Consider the following 16,303-nt stretch of genomic DNA (forward strand, 5'->3'; position numbering starts at 1 on the left):
GCCTGGTGGGAGACGTGGCGGGACGCGCTGCCCGACGCCGGGACGTGGCTCGCCGACCTGACCGACGAGCAGGTGCGGCGGCTGGCCGAGGGCTTCGCCGCGCTGTCGGCGAGCACGGCGGCGGCCACGCCGCGCGGCACCCGGACGCTGGGTCCGACGGCGGCCTCCAAGCTGCTGTTCGCGTTGCGGCCCAACAGCCTCCCGCCGTGGGACAACATGATCGCCGACCGGCTGCACGGCGCCCGTGACGGCGCGGCGTACCGGGCGCACCTGCTGCTCACCCGCGGCTGGGCGGCGGACCTGCTGGCCGAGGCCGGCGTGCCCGAACCCGAGCTGCTGGCCGACCTCGGCCGGCCGGGGCGCTCGCTGGCGAAGGTCATCGACGAGTACTGCTACCTGGCGTTCACCCGCGGCTGGACGGCGCCGCGCCGGGGCGTGACCTCCGACGACGTGCGCCGGATCGCCCGGTCGCTCCCCCGCACGGAGGAAGCGCTGGTCCGCGATCGGGTCAAATTCCGCATCGGGCGCATCGTGTACCTCGCCCTGTCACCCGATGAGCTGACGATGGGATTCGCGTTCCCCAAGGAGGAGCGAGCGGCGCTCATTGCCTCGGACCCCGACAAATTCCATCCGCCGGTGACTTCGGACGAGAGGTACAACTGGGTTCGGGCCACTCTGTCTCGATTGGACGAGGCGGAGTTGACCGAGTTGGTCGTGGATGCTTGGCGCATGTGCGTGCCGAAACGCGTCGCGCGCGACTACCTGGGGCGATAGCGGCCCCGATACCGCCGGACGGGCGAAACGGCGGTATCGGGATGCTGCCCGAGCGGGTCATCAGCATTTCTTGGGCAGACCCTATAAGGGAACCGAATTGGGCCGTTGACGTGGCACAAGGCGTGTTTACGATCCTCCCTACCAAGCAGGAGGGGGCGCCGCATGGCCAGTTTGACCCGATCCGAAGCAGCCGCACGGGGCGCTTTATTGGAGGTCGACTCGTATCACGTGGACCTGGTGCTGACCGGCGACGGGAAAGTGTTTCGGTCTACGACGAAAATCGCTTTCACCGCCGAGCAGGGCGGGTCGACGTTCGTGGACGTGAAGCCGGAGGTGCTGCTGGGGGCCCGGCTCAACGACCGCGAGCTGGACGTGTCCGCGCTGGTGGACGGCCGGTTGCCGCTGACCGGGTTGGCCGCCGACAACGAGCTGGTCGTCGTCGCGGACATGGCGTACTCGCGGGAGTCCAAGGGGCTGCACCGCTACGTCGACCCGGCCGACGACCAGGTGTACGTGTACGGAGCGGTGTTCCTCGACCACGCTCCGCGCATCTTCGCGTGCTTCGACCAGCCGGACCTGAAGGCCCCGTTCACGTTCGACCTGACCGTCCCCGACGAGTGGACGGTCCTCGGCACGGGTGCGGCCACGAAGCTCGCGCCCGGCCGGTGGCGGGTCGTGCAGGAGGTGGCGCAGGCGACGTACCTGACCACGGTCGTCGCCGGCCCGTACGCCTCGTTCGAGACCGTGCACGACGGCGTGCCGCTCGGCGTGCACTGCCGCGCGTCGGTCGCCGAGGCGCTGGAGGCCGACATCCAGGAGGTCTTCGACGTCACGGCCCAGTGCCTCGACGAGTTCCACCGCCTGTTCGGCGTGCGCTACCCGTTCGGCCGGTTCGACCAGGTCTTCGCGCCCGAGTTCAGCTACCTGTCGCTGGACCACCCGGGGTGCGTGCTGCTCAAGGAGCTGTACCTGTTCCGGACGCCCGCCCCGCGCAGCGAGCACGAGACCCGCGCGGTGGTCATCGCGCACGGCCTGTCGCTGATGTGGTGGGCCGGCCTGGTGACCAACAAGTGGTGGGACGACCTGTGGCTGGGCCAGGCGTTCGCCGACTACCTGGCGCACCGGGTGCCCAGCGAGGTCACCGAGTTCACCGGCCCTCTGACGACGTTCTCCGCCCGCCGCAAGGGCCAGGCGTACACCGCCGACCAGCGACCCTCGACCCACCCGGTGTGGATCGACGGCGCGGACGCCATGTCCGCGCTGCTGGACCTGGACCGGATCTCGTACTTCAAGGGCTCCTCGGCGCTGCGGCAGCTCGCGCACCACATCGGCGACGACGCGATGCGCGAGGCGCTGCGGATCTTCTTCGCCCGGCACGCCTACGGCGCGGCGACGTTCTCGGACTTCAACGCGGCGATCGGCGAGGCCGTCGGCCGGGACATGTCCGACTGGGCGGCCCGCTGGCTGGGCACCGCGAACGTCACCACGCTGGCGCCGGACTTCACCGTCGCCGACGGCGTGATCACGTCGTTCGCCGTCACGCAGACCGCGCCGCCGTCGCACCCGACGCTCCGGCCGCACACCATCGACATCGGCCTGTACGGCGACGCGCACGAGACGGTCCGCGTGACCGTGGACGGCGAGCGCACCGAGCTGCCCGAGCTGGTGGGCCGCAAGGCCCCGAAGTTCCTGCTGCTCAACGAGAACGACCTGACCTACGCGAAGATCCGCTACGACGGCGCGTCGCGCCGGGCGCTGCCCGAGGTGCTGCCGACGCTCGCGCCGATCAACCGCGCGATGGTGTGGGCGCAGCTGTTGCAGGGCGTGGTGGACGGCGCGGTGCCCGCGACCGACCACCTGGACCTGGTGACGCGGATGCTCGGCTACGAGACCGAGCTGTCGATCGTGATCGAGGTGCTCGAACAGGCCCGCGTCGACGTGGCCGACCGGCTGCTGGACCCCGACCTGCGACCGGGGCTGCTCAAGGCCGTGGCGGACGCGGCACGCGACCGGCTGTCCCGCACCGCGCCGGAGGACGAGCTCGGCCTGGCGCTGCTGCGCGGCCTGGTGGAGTTCACCTCCGACACCTCGGAGCTGCGCGGCTGGCTGGACGGCGTGCCGCTGCCCGCCGGGCTGGAGCTGGACGCCGACCTGGCGTGGCGCGTGCGGTACCGGCTCGCGGTGCTGGGCGCGTTCACCGAGGCGGAGATCGACGAGGCCTACGCGGCGGACCCGAGCACGCACACCGAGCAGTTCGCGGTGAAGGCGCGGGCGGCGATCCCGACGGTCGAGGCGAAGCAGGCCGCGTGGCGCGCGATCACCACCGACGCCGAGCTGTCGAGCTACCGCCTGTGGTCCACCGCCGAGGGGTTCTGGCAGCCCGAGCAGCGGGAGCTGACCGCGCCGTACGTGGCCCGGTTCTTCACCGAGATCGTGGACGTCGCGCGGCTGCGCGAGGACAAGGTGCTGGACACGCTCGTGCTGTGGCTCTACCCGCGCTACGCCGCCGAACCGGGGACGATCGCGCGGGCCGAGGAGCTGTTCGCGCGCGACGACCTGCCCCTGCCGCTGCGCCGACGCGGCGCGGACCTGACCGACGACCTGCGCCGCGCCGTGCACGCGAGGCACGGGTGAGAGCGGCGGTGGTCGGCGGCGGCGTCGCGGGGGCGGCGCTGGCCTGGCGATTACGGGGCGCCGGTGCGGACGTGACGGTGTACGCGCCCGGTGCGGCCGACGCCTCGGGCGCGTCCGGTGGGCTGGTCCGCGGGTTCGAGGTGGACGCGGGCGCGGCCCGGGACGCCGCCGAGTCGCTGGCGGAGCTGCGGTCCGACGAACGGGTCCGGGACTGGGCGGGCTACCGGGAGACCGGGTCGGTGTACGTGACGGCCGACGACGTCACGCCGTCCGTGGACGCGGTCGAGGCGGTGCTGCCGGGTTCCGCGTCCGTGGTGGACGGCGTCGAGCTGGCGCGGCGCTTCGGGTTCCGGGACCTGCCGGCGGACGCGGCCGGGGTCGTGGAGCGGCACGCCGGGCACTTCTCCCCCGACCGGTTCCGCGGGAACGTGCTGCGGTGGCTGGGCGGGCACGGCGGCGACGTCCGCACCGAGCGGGTTGCCGAAGTCCTGCCGGGGCCCGCGGTGCGGACTTCCGCCGGCGTGACGGCGTTCGACGCGGTGGTCGTCGCGGCGGGCGCGTGGACGCCGCGGCTGGTCGGCGGCGAGCCGTTGCGGGCCAAGCAGATCCAGTACGGCCTCTACCGGCTGCCGATACCGTGCGTGGCGTCGTTCGTGGACGACCGGACCGGGCTGTACGGGCGGCCGGACCGCGACGGCGCGTTCCTGCTCGGCCTGGGGTGCGACCGCTGGGACGTCGACCCCGACGGGGTGACGCCCGACCACGACCTGGCCGCGCGGGTGCTCGACACGGCCCGCCGCCGGTTCGGCGTCGCGGACGGCGAGGTCGTGGCCGACCGGGTGGTGGCGTCGTTCGACTGCTACCGCTCACCGGGCGGGCTGCGCCTGGTGGACGTCGGCGACGGGGTGTCCACGTTCACCGGCGGCAGCGGCGGCGCGGCGAAGACCGTGCTGGCGGCGAGCCGGCGGGCGGCGGCGGAGCTGGTGGCGTCGTGATCCTCGGCATCGACCACGTCGGCCTGCTCACCGCGGACCCCGAGGGGGTGGGCGCGCTGCTCGCCGTGCTCGGTCTGTCCAAAGTGGACGGCGGGGCCGCGGACGACTACGGCGTCTCGTGCGACTTCTGGCAGGTGGGCGCGGATCCCGCGGCGCCGGCCGTGGAGGTGGTCGCGCCGACCCGGGAGGACTCGGCGGTGGCGGGACGGCTCGCGCGCGGACCGGGGCTCTACCACGTCGCGTTCGAAGTGGACGACCTGCGAGCCGAAGCGTCCCGCTTGCGCGCCAACGGTTTCGCGCTCGTGGACGCGGAGCCGTGCCGCGGCGCGCGGGACGGGATGGCGGTGCAGTACCTGTACGCGCCCAAGCCCGCCGGCGTGCTCGTGGAGCTGGTCCACTACGCCACCGCGCGCCGGGGCCTATCGCGGCCATCGGGAATCCCGATCGGCGCACCACCGGAAACCGGTCACTGAACATTGCTTCCGCCGCACTGGCGGTAAATAATTAACCACAGACGGTTGAGTAGCTGGCCAAGCAATCCGGCCGACTGGGCTCGTCGAATCCAGGGTTGCGTTTCATCGCACCATCTACGCACGTCAGCGCGTCGCGGCCGTCAGGGGTGACGTCTTCGACGCACATCTTCCCGCTTTCCCGACAATTATCGCCAGGCCCGGGACGAATGTCCGGGGCGGACCTTCAACGTGCCGAAAAGCAGTCACAGGACAGGAGTGCTCCATGGCCAGCCAGCTCGTGGATTTCGGAGTCGCGGGCTTCGGGTACGCCACCGGCGAGGACCAGGACGTCGCGCAGACGGCCGGTGACTACGTGGGCGACCCCGAACGCGTCGTCCGGTGGGGCTACCACACGTTCCACCGCGCACCCGACGGCATGACCGCGACCGACCTGGCGACGCTCGCCGGGCAGGACGCGCTGGACCGCCTCGGCCTCGGGCCCAACGACGTCGACCTCGTCGTGGTGGCCGCCTCCGAGGTGCCCGACTACCACCACTGGGACACCTCCGCCGCCGTCGCGCGCCGGCTCAAGGTCGAGGGCACGACGCAGACGCTGCTGCTCACCGAGGGCTGCGCGTGCGGCGTCACGGGCCTCGGCTACGTCGCCGGTCTGCTCGCGCTCCAGCCCGAGCTGCAGACGGTGCTGTTCATCGCCGTCAACCGGGTCAGCGAGTTCCACCGCAACCGGATGAACGTCAACAACGCCGTGCACAGCGACGGCGCGGTGGCCGCCGTGCTCAAGCGCGGCCACGAGAACGTGAAGTGGCTGGCCACCGACCAGTTCGTGGACCCCGACCTGTCGGACTTCTTCCGCACGGAGGTCGGCGGCGCGGCGAACCCGCTCCCGTTCGACGGCTGGACCGCCAAGGACGCGCCTCCCGGGCACGCCCGCATCCAAGCGCACTTCGACAAGGACCCGGCGAAGCTGCGCGAGTTCGTCGCCACGCTGAACCAGCGCATCACCGACACCGTGGACAACGCGCTGCGCCGCGCCGGGCTGACCCGGGACGACCTCAAGCACGTCATCTACATCAACGACTCCACCGACACGATCGAGGAGGTCGCGGAGCCGTTCGGCGTCACGGTCGAGCACACCAACGCCGAGCTGTCGCTGGGCCACGGCCACATGGGCGCGGCGGACCAGCTGTTCTGCCTCGGCGAGCACATCGAGCGCGGCGACGTGAAGCCCGGCGACGTCGTGGCGCTGTGCGGGATCTCGATCGGCATGCGCTGGTACTGCACGTTGGTGCGGATCTGATGGGCGACCGGCCGGAGCTGGTGGAGTCGTTGCGCGCGGCCGTGGCCGAGGGTCGCGCGCCGTCACCCGCGGACCTCACGCGGCTGGCGAGCGTGTCCGACCCGCTCGTGCTGCGCAAGGCGGGCAAGCTGTTGGCACGCCTGGAGGACGCCGAGGGCCTGCGGCCGCTGCGCGTGGCCGTGCTGGCGACGTGCACGATCGGCTCGTACGAGCAGATCCTCCGGGCGAGCCTGGTGTCGGCCGGCGTCCTGCCGGACCTGGCGCCCGGCCCGTACGGGCTGTTCGAGCTGACGCTGGCCACCGACCCGTTCGACGGCGTCGAGTTGATCACGCTGCTGCTGGACGAGACCTGCTTCCTGCCCGACGACTGGGCCGCGACGGACGTCGACGGCCTGGCCGGGCACCTCGAAGCCCGGCTGGCGGACCTGCGGGGCCTGGTGCTCTCGGCGGTGGAGCGCTCGACCGCAACCGTGCTGCTGCACACCGTGCCGCTGCCCGCCCAGGTGCGCGACTCGGTGATCAGCTGGCGGGCGCGCGCCGCGCTGTCCAAGGCGTGGGCGAAGCTCAACGAGGGCCTGCTGGACCTCGCCGCGCAGCACCGCCAGGTGGCCGTGACCGACCTGGTGTCGGTGCTCGCGGACTCGCCGTTCCCGGCGCGCGACGACCGGCTGCACCGCTACGGCGACCTGCCCTACACCGACGGCGCGCTGTACCTGCTGGCGCGCGAGGTCCGGCGGTTCGCCCAGGCGCGGGCCGGCCTGTCCCGCAAGGTGCTGGCGCTGGACCTGGACAACACGCTGTGGGGCGGCGTGCTCGGCGAGGTCGGCGCGGAGGGCGTGCAGCTGGGCGGGCTGTACCCGGGCAACGCCTACCGCGAGGTGCAGCGCACCGCGAGCAGGCTGCGCGACCAGGGCGTGGTGCTGGTGCTGGCCAGCAAGAACGACGCCGACCTGGTGGACGAGGCGCTGACCGCCCACCCGGAGGTGCTGCTGCGGCCGGAGGCGTTCTCCGCCAAGGCGGTCAACTGGTCGCCGAAGGCGGGCAACCTGCGCGAGGCCGCCTCCGCCCTCGGCCTGGGCATCGGGTCGTTCGTGTTCCTGGACGACTCGCCGTTCGAGCGCGGTCACGTCGAGGAGGAGCTGCCCGAGGTCGTGGTGCTGGCCGCCGACGGCGACCCCGCGCACATCGTCCGGACGCTGCTGGCGCAGGGGTGGTTCGACGTCGCGGAGCTGACCGAGACCGACCTGGCCCGGCCGGAGCTGTACCGCAGCCGGACGCTGCGCAACGACTTCGCCGGCGGCTTCGGCTCCTCCGAGGACTACCTGCACGCGCTGGGCGTGCGGCTGGTCGTCGCGGAGGCGGACGGCTTCGCCGTGGCGCGCGTGGCGCAGCTGGCCGCCCGCACCAACCAGTTCAACCTGACCGGCCTGCGGTTCGACGAGGCCGAGACCGGTCGGCGCATCGCCGACCCGGACCACCTGGTCGTCACGTTCGCCGTGGCCGACCGGTTCGGCGACGAGGGCGTCATCGGCGCGGCGTGGGTCGACCGCTCCGCCGCCGAGTGGCACGTGGACAACCTGGTGCTCAGCTGCCGGGTGCTGGGGCGGGGCGTGGACCTGGCGATCGCCGCGTGGCTCGCCCGCCGGGCGCACGCCGCCGGCGCCACCGCGCTGCGCGGCCGGTACGTGCCGTCGAAGAAGAACGGCCTGGCCAAGGGCTTCTGGACCGACGCCGGGTTCGCCGACGAGGGTGACGGCGCGTACGCGCTGGCCCTGGACACCGGGCTGCCCGACGTGCCCGCGTGGATCAACCTGCTGGAAGGGAACGAGGTGGCCCGATGACCGACACCCCGACGACCGACACCACGGTGGAGCAGTCCGTGCTGGAGATCCTGGCCGGCGCGCTCGACGTGAGCGTCGACGTGCTGCGGGGCGATCCGGTGCTGGCCCGGCACGAGTGGGACAGCATCAGCTCGCTGGACGCCTTGGCCCAGCTGGAGAACCGGTTGGACGTGACGCTGGACCTGCGCGCGTTCCACGCCGCCCGGACCGTCGAGGACGTCGTGGCGCTGGTGCGCCCCGCTCCCTGACCCCGCCCTCCCGACGCCGGGGCCGCACGACGTACCCGGCGACGCGGACCGGGCCGCGCACCCGCGCCCGGTCCGCACGTCCCGCACTCCGGCACCGCCGCCGCGGCGCCACCCGACAAGGCTTGGAGACTGTGTTGGACCACCAGGATGTAGAACTGCTCGCGATCGGAGCGGGCCCGGCGAACCTGGCCCTCGCCGTCGCGCTGGAGGAGCTGTCCCCCGACCTCGCCGCACGCGCGCTCGTCGTGGAGCAGCACGACGACATCGTGTGGCAGCGCGGGATGCTGCTGCCCTGGTCGCGCAGCCAGGTGTCCTTCCTCAAGGACCTGGTGACGCTGCGGAACCCGACCAGCCCGTACTCGTTCGTCAACTACCTGCACTCGACGGGCCGCCTCGACGAGTTCATCAACCTCGGCACCTTCACGCCCTACCGCCTGGAGATCTCGGGCTACCTGGCGTGGGTGGCGCGGTCGTTGACGAAGGTCCGGCTCCAGCACGGACGGCGCGCGGTCGCCGTCGAGCCGCAGCACGGCGAGACCGGTTCGGTCGACCGGTGGCTGGTGCGGTTCGCCGACGGCAGCACGGTGTCGTGCGCGACGCTGGTCATCGGCGTCGGCCGCGACCCGCACCTGCCGACGGAGTTCGCGGCGCTGCCCAGGGAACGCGTGGTGCACAGCACCGAGTTCGTGACCCGGATCGGCGCGCTCGACCCGCAGGGCGAGCACCGCATCGTCGTGATCGGCGGTGCGCAGAGCGCGGCGGAGATGCTGTGGTCGGCGCACGAGACCTTCCCGCGCGCCAAGGTGACGATGGTGATGCGCTCGATCGGCCTCAACGGCTACGAGAGCAGCAAGTTCACCAACGAGCTGTTCTACCCGTCGTTCGTGGACAAGTTCAACGAGGCGCAGCCCGACGCGCGGACGCAGCTGCTGCGCGAGATGCACCGCACCAACTACGCGGGCCTCTCGCCGGCCATGCTGGACAACCTCTACCACACGATGTACCTGGAGAAGCTGACCGGCACCCAGCGGCTGTCGATGGTGACGATGGCCGAGGTCGTCGACTCCGCGCTGGTGGACGACGAGGTCGTGCTGACGCTGCTGGACCGCCGCACGGGTGAGCACAGCGAGCTGCGCTGCGACCGGGTGATGCTCGGCACCGGCTTCGACAAGCGGATGCCGACCCTGGTGCGCTCGATGGCCGCCGAGGTCGGCCAGGAGGACTTCACCGTCACCCGCAACTACCGCCTCCAGCTGCCCGAGGCCGTGTCCGCCCGGGTGTACCTGCAGGGCGTGAACGAGGCCACGCACGGCATCGCGGACTCGTTGATCAGCGTCCTGGCGATCCGGGCCGCGGAGATCGTCGCCGACCTCGCCGACACCGGCGAGGACACCGTGCCCGTGGTGCCGCAGCGCGTCACCGAGCTGTTCGCCGAAGCACCCCAACCCGCCTGACCCGAGAGGAGCCGTCACCATGATGGAAATCCGCCCCCTGGACCGGGACAACCTGAAACTCGACAACGGCCTGGTCGCCCAGCGCCTGATGCCGTGGGACCTGGTCAACGCGCCGTTCGAGGGCTCCTGGTGCGTCGTGCGCCCCGGCGCCGAGTCGGGCGCCCACGGCCACCACGAGTACGAGATCTGGGTCGCCATGACCGGCGAGGCCGAGATCATCACGCAAGCGGGCGCCACGCCGTTCAAGGCCGGTGACGTCGTGCACTTCACGCCGCACGAGAAGCACCAGGTCGTCAACAAGGGCGCGGAGGACTTCCAGTTCTACGCGATCTGGTGGGACGCCGAGCTGGCCGGGAAGTTCGCCGCCCGCCACGAGGGAGCCGCCTCGTGACGACCCGTTCCCGACCGGCGATCGTCGTCGCCGCGACGCCCACGTCGAACGGCGACCTGCACGTCGGTCACATGTCGGGCCCGTACCTGGGCGGCGACGTGTACGCGCGCTACCTGCGCGCCACCGGTCGACAGGTGCTCTACACGACGTGCACCGACGACAGCCAGAGCTACGTGGTGTCCACCGCGCACCGCCGCGGCCTGGCGCCCGACGAGCTGGTGCGCACGTCGATGGCGAAGATCGAGCGGTCGCTGGACGCGATGGGCACGCTGATGCCCGGCCTGCCGCCGATCGACGACCGGTACCGCGCCACGGTGCTGGACTTCCTCAAGGAGCTGCACGCCGCCGGCCGGTTCCACCTCCGCAAGGTGCAGCTGCCCTACGCGCGCAACGCGGGCGCGTTCCTCTACGACGGCCTCGTCACCGGCACCTGTCCGTCGTGCCTGGCCGGCAGCTGCGGCGGCGCGTGCGAGAACTGCGGCCACCCGAACAACTTCGACGAGCTGCTCGACCCGAAGTACACCATCGACCCGAGCGACACCGTGGTGTACCGGGAGTGCGAGATCCTCGTGCTGCCGATGGAGGACTACCGCGAGCGGCTCACGTCCTACTACGCGGCGCGCACGCCCCGCTGGCGGCCGCACGCCCGGCAGCTGATCGGCGAGCTGCTGTCCAAGCCGCTGCCGGACATCCCGGTGACGATCCCCGGCACGTGGGGCATCGCCGCGCCGTTCCCGGAGACACCGGGCCAGATCGTCTACCCGTGGGTCGAGGCGATGCCCGCCTCGATGTACGCCACGTGGTGGACGGCGACGCAGCTGGGCCGTCCCACCGCGGGGGTCGACGAGCTCTGGCGCGCGGGCCACGACGCGGAGCTCGTGTACTTCCACGGCTTCGACAACGTCTACCACTGGGGCCTGGTCGACCTGGTGATGCTGCTCGCGCACGGCGACAAGTACACGACGCCGGAGTCCAACGTCTGCAACGAGTTCTACGACCTGGACGGCGAGAAGTTCTCCACCAGCCGCAACCACCTGATCTGGAGCGCGGACCTGCTGGCGGAGGTGCCGCGCGACCTGGTGCGGTTCTACCTGGCGCTGACCGGTCCGGAGTTCCAGCGGGCGAACTTCACCCGCGACGCGCTGCACTCGACGACCACGCGCCGGCTGATCACGCCGTGGAACGAGCTGGCCGAGGCCATCGCGCTGGCCATGGTGGGCGTGGACGGCACCCGTCCGCTGCCCACCACCGAGGCCGGGCGCTGGCGCGCGGCGACCGTGCTCAAGCGGTTCCGGCTGTGCTACGACCTGCCCGGGTTCAGCATGGGCCGCGCCGCGGAGACGATCGTGACGCAGCTCGGGCGGCTGCGGTCGCTGGCCGACGCGGTGGACCACCGCCGCAACGGCAAGGCGCCGACGCAGCCCGGCGACCTGCTGCTGGAAGCGCGCACGCTGCTCGCGTGCGCCGCGCCGATCCTGGTCGACGTGGCGGCCGACGTGTCCGCGCAGGGCGTCGACCTGGCCATCAGCGACGACATGCCGGCCGAGATCCGGCCGTTCCGGTTCCCGTCGCTGCCCGGCACGCACGCGCGGGCCGAGCAGCACGCGGCCCTCGACGGCGTGAGCTAGTGCCGTGACCGGCGACCTTCGCCGCGCCTTCAGGGCGCTCGGCGGGGCGCCTCACGGCACCGGCCCCACACCCACAGCCAACCAGGATGAGGAACGCGGGGCCGGCACCGCGATCCACCCGTCCGACCGTCGGAATCCGGGGCGAAGGCCGCCGGCCGCGGCACTAGGAGGCGACCCACCGTGAAGCTGCTGACCATCGAGACCCGCCAGTACCTCGAGTACTACCACTCGCGCTACCGGCAGGTGCAGGACCTGGGCGTGGACCTGTACGTGCTCAACGGCGAGGGCACCGAGGACTTCTGGCCCGCCGACCGCTACCGCCTGGTGGGGTCGAAGAACATCGACGAGATGATCGCCACCGCCAAGCAGTGGCACGCCACCGAGTCGTTCGACGGCGTGATCACGTTCTCCGAGGCGGCCGTGGTGGCGGTCGCGGCGATCGCCGAGGCCCTCGGGCTGCCCGGCATCGGCGTCGAGGCGGCGCTGAACAGCCGCAACAAGTACCTGATGCGGCAGGCGCACGAGAAGGCCGGCGCGCCGATCCCCGGCTTCCGGTTCGTCACCTCGCTGGCCGAGGCGAAGGCGGCGGCGGACGAGTTCGGCTACCCCGTGATCGTCAAGCCGACGCTGGGCGCGGGCAGCCACTTCGTGTTCCGCTGCGACGACGACGCCGAGCTGACCGAGCACTACGAGCAGGCCGCGCAGGGCATCCAGGACCTCTTCTGGGCCAACTCCGAGGCGGACGGGATCGACCTGGGCCCCAACGGGCTGCTCGTCGAGTCCTTCCTGGACGGCAAGGAGTACCTGATGGAGGCCGTCGCGTGGGACGGCGAGGTGTACCTCGGGTCGGTGGTGGACCGCATCACCGCCGAGGGCGGCACGTTCGACGACGACGTGCACCACGCGCCGACGTCGATGAGCCCGGACGACCTGAAGGCCGTGCACGAGGTCGTCACCGCGGGCGCGCTGGCGCAGGGCCTCACCAACAGCGTGATGCACGCCGAGGTCCGCTTCCACCAGGGCAAGCCGTACCTGCTGGAGATCGCGGCCCGGGTCGGCGGCGGCGGGCTGGACATGATCGCCCGCATCACCGCCGAGCACGACCCGATCGCGGCCGTCGTGGACATCGGCGCGGGACGGCGGCCGAACGTCCGCCACTTCCGGCCCACCGGCACGCACATCGCCGCGATGTGCCTGATCTCCGACGCCGGGGTGGTGCGGGAGGTGCGCGTGCCCGAAGAGGTGTCCACTTCGGACCGCGTGTTCCTGCTCAAGATCACCGCACGACCCGGCGACGTGGTCAAGCGCCCGCCGGACGGCAACACGATCATCGGCTTCCTCGGTGCCACCGGCACGTCCGAGGCCGACGCCTTCGCCCTGATGAACGACTACGCAGCCAAGATCGAGGTCGATTTCCAGTAGCGCCACACCGCAGGCGTCGCCGGCCCTCCGCGTCACATGTGGCGGACCGGTGGCGCCACCGGCCAGAGAGGACTCCACCGCCGTGTCCGAGCCCGAGCAACGCACCGCGCGCCGCCGCAGGTACCTGATGTGCCCGCCGGAGCACTTCGACGTCTCCTACTCCATCAACCCGTGGATGAACCCCGAGAAGCCGACCGACGCGTCCATCGCCCTGCTCCAGTGGAGCCGGCTGCGGTCGCTGTACCTCGACCTCGGCCACGACGTCGAGCTGATCGAGCCCGAGCCCGGGCTGCCGGACATGGTGTTCGCCGCGAACGGCGCGACCGTGGTGGACGGCCGGGTCCTGTCGGCGCGGTTCCGGTTCCGCCAGCGCGAGGCGGAGGGCCCGGCGTACCTGGAGTGGTTCCGCGAGCACGGCTTCCGCACGCACGAGGCGTTCTGGGTGAACGAGGGCGAGGGCGACTACCTGCTGGTGGGCGACCGGATCCTGGCCGGCACGGGCTTTCGCACCGACCAGCGCTCGCACGTGGAGGCGGCCCGGTTCTTCCGGCGCGAGGTCGTCACGCTCGACCTGGTCGACCCGCGGTTCTACCACCTGGACACCGCGCTGGCGGTGCTGGACGACGACCTGATCATGTACTACCCCGAGGCGTTCTCGACGTGGAGCAGGGGCGTGCTGCGCTCCCTGTACCCGAACGCCGTGATCGCCGGCGACCACGACGCCGAGGTGTTCGGCCTCAACGCCGTCAGCGACGGCAAGCACGTCCTGCTGGCGCAGGAGGCCACGCACCTGGCCGACCAGCTCGCCGACCGGGGCTTCACGCCCATTGGTGTCGACCTGTCCGAACTTCTCAAATCCGGCGGCAGCGCGAAGTGCTGCACGCTCGAACTGCGTGGGGAGCCAGCTCGATGATCAACTACGACGGCAAGAGGTTCCACCCGGTCACCGGTGGCGGTCCCGAGGAGAGCCGGGTCGCCGTGTACCACCAGGACGGCGACCTGCTCTGGGGCGAGTTCCTCGGCGGCAAGGCCCGCCGCGGCGCGCTGACCGGCACCGCGAAGCCCGACGGGGCGCTGGACTTCGCCTACTGCATGGTGCTCGACGACGGCCAGGTCATCTCCGGGCACTGCCGCAGCACGCCGAAGGTGCTCGACGACGGTCGCATCCGCCTCGACGAGGTGTGGGAGCGCTTCGGCGAGCACGCCGCGTCCGGCGTCTCGACCATCGAGGAAATCCCCGCCCAGACCGCGAACTGACCCGAGAGGCCGACGAGCAGCCATGACTTCCGCGAGCACCATCACCGCCCGCCCGGAGGGCACGCCGCGCAAGGGCGGCGTCGTGACGTGGGCGTGCGCGCCGGGCTTCCCGCCCGCCGTGATCTTCCCGTTCACGCCGGCCGAGCGCATGGGCACCCGCAACATCCTGGAGTTCCAGGCGCTGATGTACCGGACGCTGTACTACTTCGGCAGCGACGGCACCCCGAACGTGGACTACGCGCAGAGCATCGGCGAGGAGCCGGTGTGGAGCGAGGACGGCCTGACCGTGCGGGTCAAGGTCAAGCCGTGGAAGTGGTCCAACGGCGAGACGCTGTCCGCCGAGAACGTGCTGTTCTGGGTGAACCTGATGAAGGTCAAGGGCTCCCGGTACGGCGAGTACGTGCCGGGCTACTTCCCGGACAACCTGACCGACTACGGCAAGGTCGCCGACGACGAGGTGTTCTTCACCTTCGACAAGGCCTACTCCAAGCACTGGGTGCTCTACAACCAGCTCAGCACGATCACGCCGCTGCCCAAGGCGTGGGACCGCACCGAGGCGGGCCCGGCGAACGCCTCCGGCGACCTCGCCGACGTCGAGGCGGTCTACGAGTACCTGATGGCGCAGCAGGGCAACATCGTCGACGAGGGCAACGCCCACCGCACCAAGTGGGCCGACAGCCCCATCTGGAGCATCGTGAGCGGCCCGTGGCGGCTCAAGAGCTACACGCTGGAGGGCGTGGTCACGTTCGTGCCCAACGAGCACTACTCGGGGCCGAACAAGCCCTACCTGGACGAGTTCCGCCAGGTGCCCACGTTCTCCGACGAGGAGCAGTACGAGATGCTGAAGGCGGGCCCGGACGCCGAGAACGGCATCCAGGTCGGCTACCTGCCGCTGAGCTTCGCCACGGAGCCCGCGGTCGACCCGGTGGTCGGCGGGCCGAACCCGTTGACCGAGTACACGATGTTCCCGCAGTCGGCGTTCTGCATCCGGTACATCTCGCTGAACTTCAACAACCCCACCGTGGTCGGCAAGATGTTCGCCCAGACCTACCTGCGCCAGGCGTTGCAGACCTGCCTGGACCAGGACACCGCGGTGCGCGACATCTACCAGGGCTACGCGTACCGGCAGAACGGCCCGGTGCCGATGTACCCGAAGACCGACTACGTCTCGCCGCGCCAGCGCGAGGGCGCGTGGCCGCTGCCGTTCTCCCCCGGGAAGGCCAAGGCGCTGCTGGAGGCGAACGGCTGGGACACCAGCGTCACGCCCGCGGTGTGCGTGCGGCCGGGCACGGGTCCGGGCGAGGCGGGCGCGGGGATCCCCGCGGGCACGAAGCTGTCGATCCTGCTGCGCTACGTGGAGGGCCGCCCGGCCCTGACCCGGGTGATGGAGAACTTCCGCGACGCCGCCGCCGAGGCGGGCATCGAGCTGCGGCTCGAGGAGGTGTACGGGTCGATCCTCGTGGCCGAGGACGCGCCGTGCGAGCCGACCGCCACGACGCCGTGCACGTGGGAGATGTGCTGCTGGAACGGCGGCTGGGCCTACCACCACCCGACCGGCGAGATCCTGTTCTCCACCAAGGCGGGCGGCAACTTCGGCTTCTACACCGACCCGAAGGCCGACGCGCTGATCGAGCGCACCGTCACCAGCGACGACCTGGACGTGCTCTACGAGTACCAGGACTACATCGCCAACGAGGTGCCGGTGATCTTCACGCCGAACTTCCCCATCCGGCTGTTCGAGGTCGCCAACACCCTCGGCGGCTTCGGGCCGATCAACCCGTACGGGATGATCAACCCGGAGAACTGGTACTACCGCGACTGATCCCCGAGGCACGGGGTCCGCACCGGGCCCCGTGCCTCTTCTCCACCGCTCAACAGGGGGTCCCGCC

Annotated in this window: 14 protein-coding genes; all 14 read left to right on the forward strand. The window is 71.5% G+C overall.

Annotated features, from left to right (window positions below):
- Positions 1 to 435 precede the first annotated feature (435 nt).
- The 14 genes from AB0I91_RS10775 (at position 436) to AB0I91_RS10840 (ending at position 16,236) form a co-directional block, all read left to right on the forward strand.
- Positions 436 to 774, forward strand: a complete 339-nt coding sequence (locus AB0I91_RS10775; protein ID WP_498773448.1) for an MmcQ/YjbR family DNA-binding protein — start codon at positions 436 to 438, stop codon at positions 772 to 774.
- 162 nt (positions 775 to 936) lie between these two features.
- Complete coding sequence (gene pepN / locus AB0I91_RS10780; protein WP_499636488.1) at positions 937 to 3,408, forward strand: aminopeptidase N; 2,472 nt, start codon at positions 937 to 939, stop codon at positions 3,406 to 3,408.
- Positions 3,405 to 4,403 carry an NAD(P)/FAD-dependent oxidoreductase gene (locus tag AB0I91_RS10785; RefSeq protein WP_498772908.1) on the forward strand — a complete coding sequence of 333 codons (999 nt, stop codon included), beginning with the start codon at positions 3,405 to 3,407 and terminating at the stop codon, positions 4,401 to 4,403. The genes pepN and AB0I91_RS10785 overlap by 4 nt, the downstream gene beginning before the upstream one ends.
- Entirely contained in the window at positions 4,400 to 4,876 is a 477-nt protein-coding gene (locus AB0I91_RS10790) for a VOC family protein (RefSeq protein ID WP_499636490.1), read from the forward strand. The genes AB0I91_RS10785 and AB0I91_RS10790 overlap by 4 nt, the downstream gene beginning before the upstream one ends.
- Before the next feature lie 262 nt (positions 4,877 to 5,138).
- Positions 5,139 to 6,173, forward strand: coding sequence for a 3-oxoacyl-[acyl-carrier-protein] synthase III C-terminal domain-containing protein (locus AB0I91_RS10795; RefSeq protein WP_498772904.1), 1,035 nt, complete (start codon positions 5,139 to 5,141; stop codon positions 6,171 to 6,173).
- Positions 6,173 to 8,014: an HAD-IIIC family phosphatase gene (locus tag AB0I91_RS10800; protein WP_499619071.1), complete on the forward strand. Its 1,842-nt coding sequence runs from the start codon at positions 6,173 to 6,175 to the stop codon at positions 8,012 to 8,014. The genes AB0I91_RS10795 and AB0I91_RS10800 overlap by 1 nt, the downstream gene beginning before the upstream one ends.
- A complete protein-coding gene (locus AB0I91_RS10805) occupies positions 8,011 to 8,262 on the forward strand; it encodes an acyl carrier protein (RefSeq protein ID WP_498772900.1) in 252 nt (83 codons plus the stop codon). The genes AB0I91_RS10800 and AB0I91_RS10805 overlap by 4 nt, the downstream gene beginning before the upstream one ends.
- Positions 8,263 to 8,393: 131 nt before the next feature.
- Positions 8,394 to 9,716 (forward strand): lysine N(6)-hydroxylase/L-ornithine N(5)-oxygenase family protein, encoded by a 1,323-nt coding sequence (locus AB0I91_RS10810; RefSeq protein WP_499636549.1) that lies wholly within the window; start codon positions 8,394 to 8,396, stop codon positions 9,714 to 9,716.
- A 19-nt stretch (positions 9,717 to 9,735) separates the two neighbouring features.
- Positions 9,736 to 10,107, forward strand: a complete 372-nt coding sequence (locus AB0I91_RS10815; protein WP_498772898.1) for a cupin domain-containing protein — start codon at positions 9,736 to 9,738, stop codon at positions 10,105 to 10,107.
- Positions 10,104 to 11,735 carry a class I tRNA ligase family protein gene (locus tag AB0I91_RS10820; protein ID WP_498772896.1) on the forward strand — a complete coding sequence of 544 codons (1,632 nt, stop codon included), beginning with the start codon at positions 10,104 to 10,106 and terminating at the stop codon, positions 11,733 to 11,735. Before AB0I91_RS10815 ends, AB0I91_RS10820 begins: the two co-directional genes overlap by 4 nt.
- A 180-nt stretch (positions 11,736 to 11,915) precedes the next feature.
- Positions 11,916 to 13,157, forward strand: a complete 1,242-nt coding sequence (locus AB0I91_RS10825) for an ATP-grasp domain-containing protein (RefSeq protein WP_498772894.1) — start codon at positions 11,916 to 11,918, stop codon at positions 13,155 to 13,157.
- A gap of 82 nt (positions 13,158 to 13,239) precedes the next feature.
- Positions 13,240 to 14,070 carry a dimethylargininase gene (ddaH, locus tag AB0I91_RS10830; RefSeq protein WP_498772892.1) on the forward strand — a complete coding sequence of 277 codons (831 nt, stop codon included), beginning with the start codon at positions 13,240 to 13,242 and terminating at the stop codon, positions 14,068 to 14,070.
- Complete coding sequence (locus AB0I91_RS10835) at positions 14,067 to 14,414, forward strand: avidin-fold protein (protein ID WP_498772890.1); 348 nt, start codon at positions 14,067 to 14,069, stop codon at positions 14,412 to 14,414. Before ddaH ends, AB0I91_RS10835 begins: the two co-directional genes overlap by 4 nt.
- Before the next feature lie 22 nt (positions 14,415 to 14,436).
- Entirely contained in the window at positions 14,437 to 16,236 is a 1,800-nt protein-coding gene (locus tag AB0I91_RS10840) for an ABC transporter substrate-binding protein (RefSeq protein ID WP_498772888.1), read from the forward strand.
- Positions 16,237 to 16,303: the final 67 nt, after the last annotated feature.

The sequence above is a fragment of the Actinosynnema sp. NPDC049800 genome (assembly GCF_040656635.1).
Lineage (GTDB): Bacteria > Actinomycetota > Actinomycetes > Mycobacteriales > Pseudonocardiaceae > Actinosynnema.

Excerpts from the sequence above, each read along its gene's own strand:
- AB0I91_RS10800 (WP_499619071.1), top strand. The coding sequence starts at position 6,173 with ATGGGCGACCGGCCGGAGCTGGTGGAGTCGTTGCGCGCGGCCGTGGCC.
- AB0I91_RS10840 (WP_498772888.1), top strand. The coding sequence starts at position 14,437 with ATGACTTCCGCGAGCACCATCACCGCCCGCCCGGAGGGCACGCCGCGC.
- AB0I91_RS10805 (WP_498772900.1), top strand. The coding sequence starts at position 8,011 with ATGACCGACACCCCGACGACCGACACCACGGTGGAGCAGTCCGTGCTG.
- AB0I91_RS10795 (WP_498772904.1), top strand. The coding sequence starts at position 5,139 with ATGGCCAGCCAGCTCGTGGATTTCGGAGTCGCGGGCTTCGGGTACGCC.
- AB0I91_RS10815 (WP_498772898.1), top strand. The coding sequence starts at position 9,736 with ATGATGGAAATCCGCCCCCTGGACCGGGACAACCTGAAACTCGACAAC.
- AB0I91_RS10835 (WP_498772890.1), top strand. The coding sequence starts at position 14,067 with ATGATCAACTACGACGGCAAGAGGTTCCACCCGGTCACCGGTGGCGGT.
- pepN (WP_499636488.1), top strand. The coding sequence starts at position 937 with ATGGCCAGTTTGACCCGATCCGAAGCAGCCGCACGGGGCGCTTTATTG.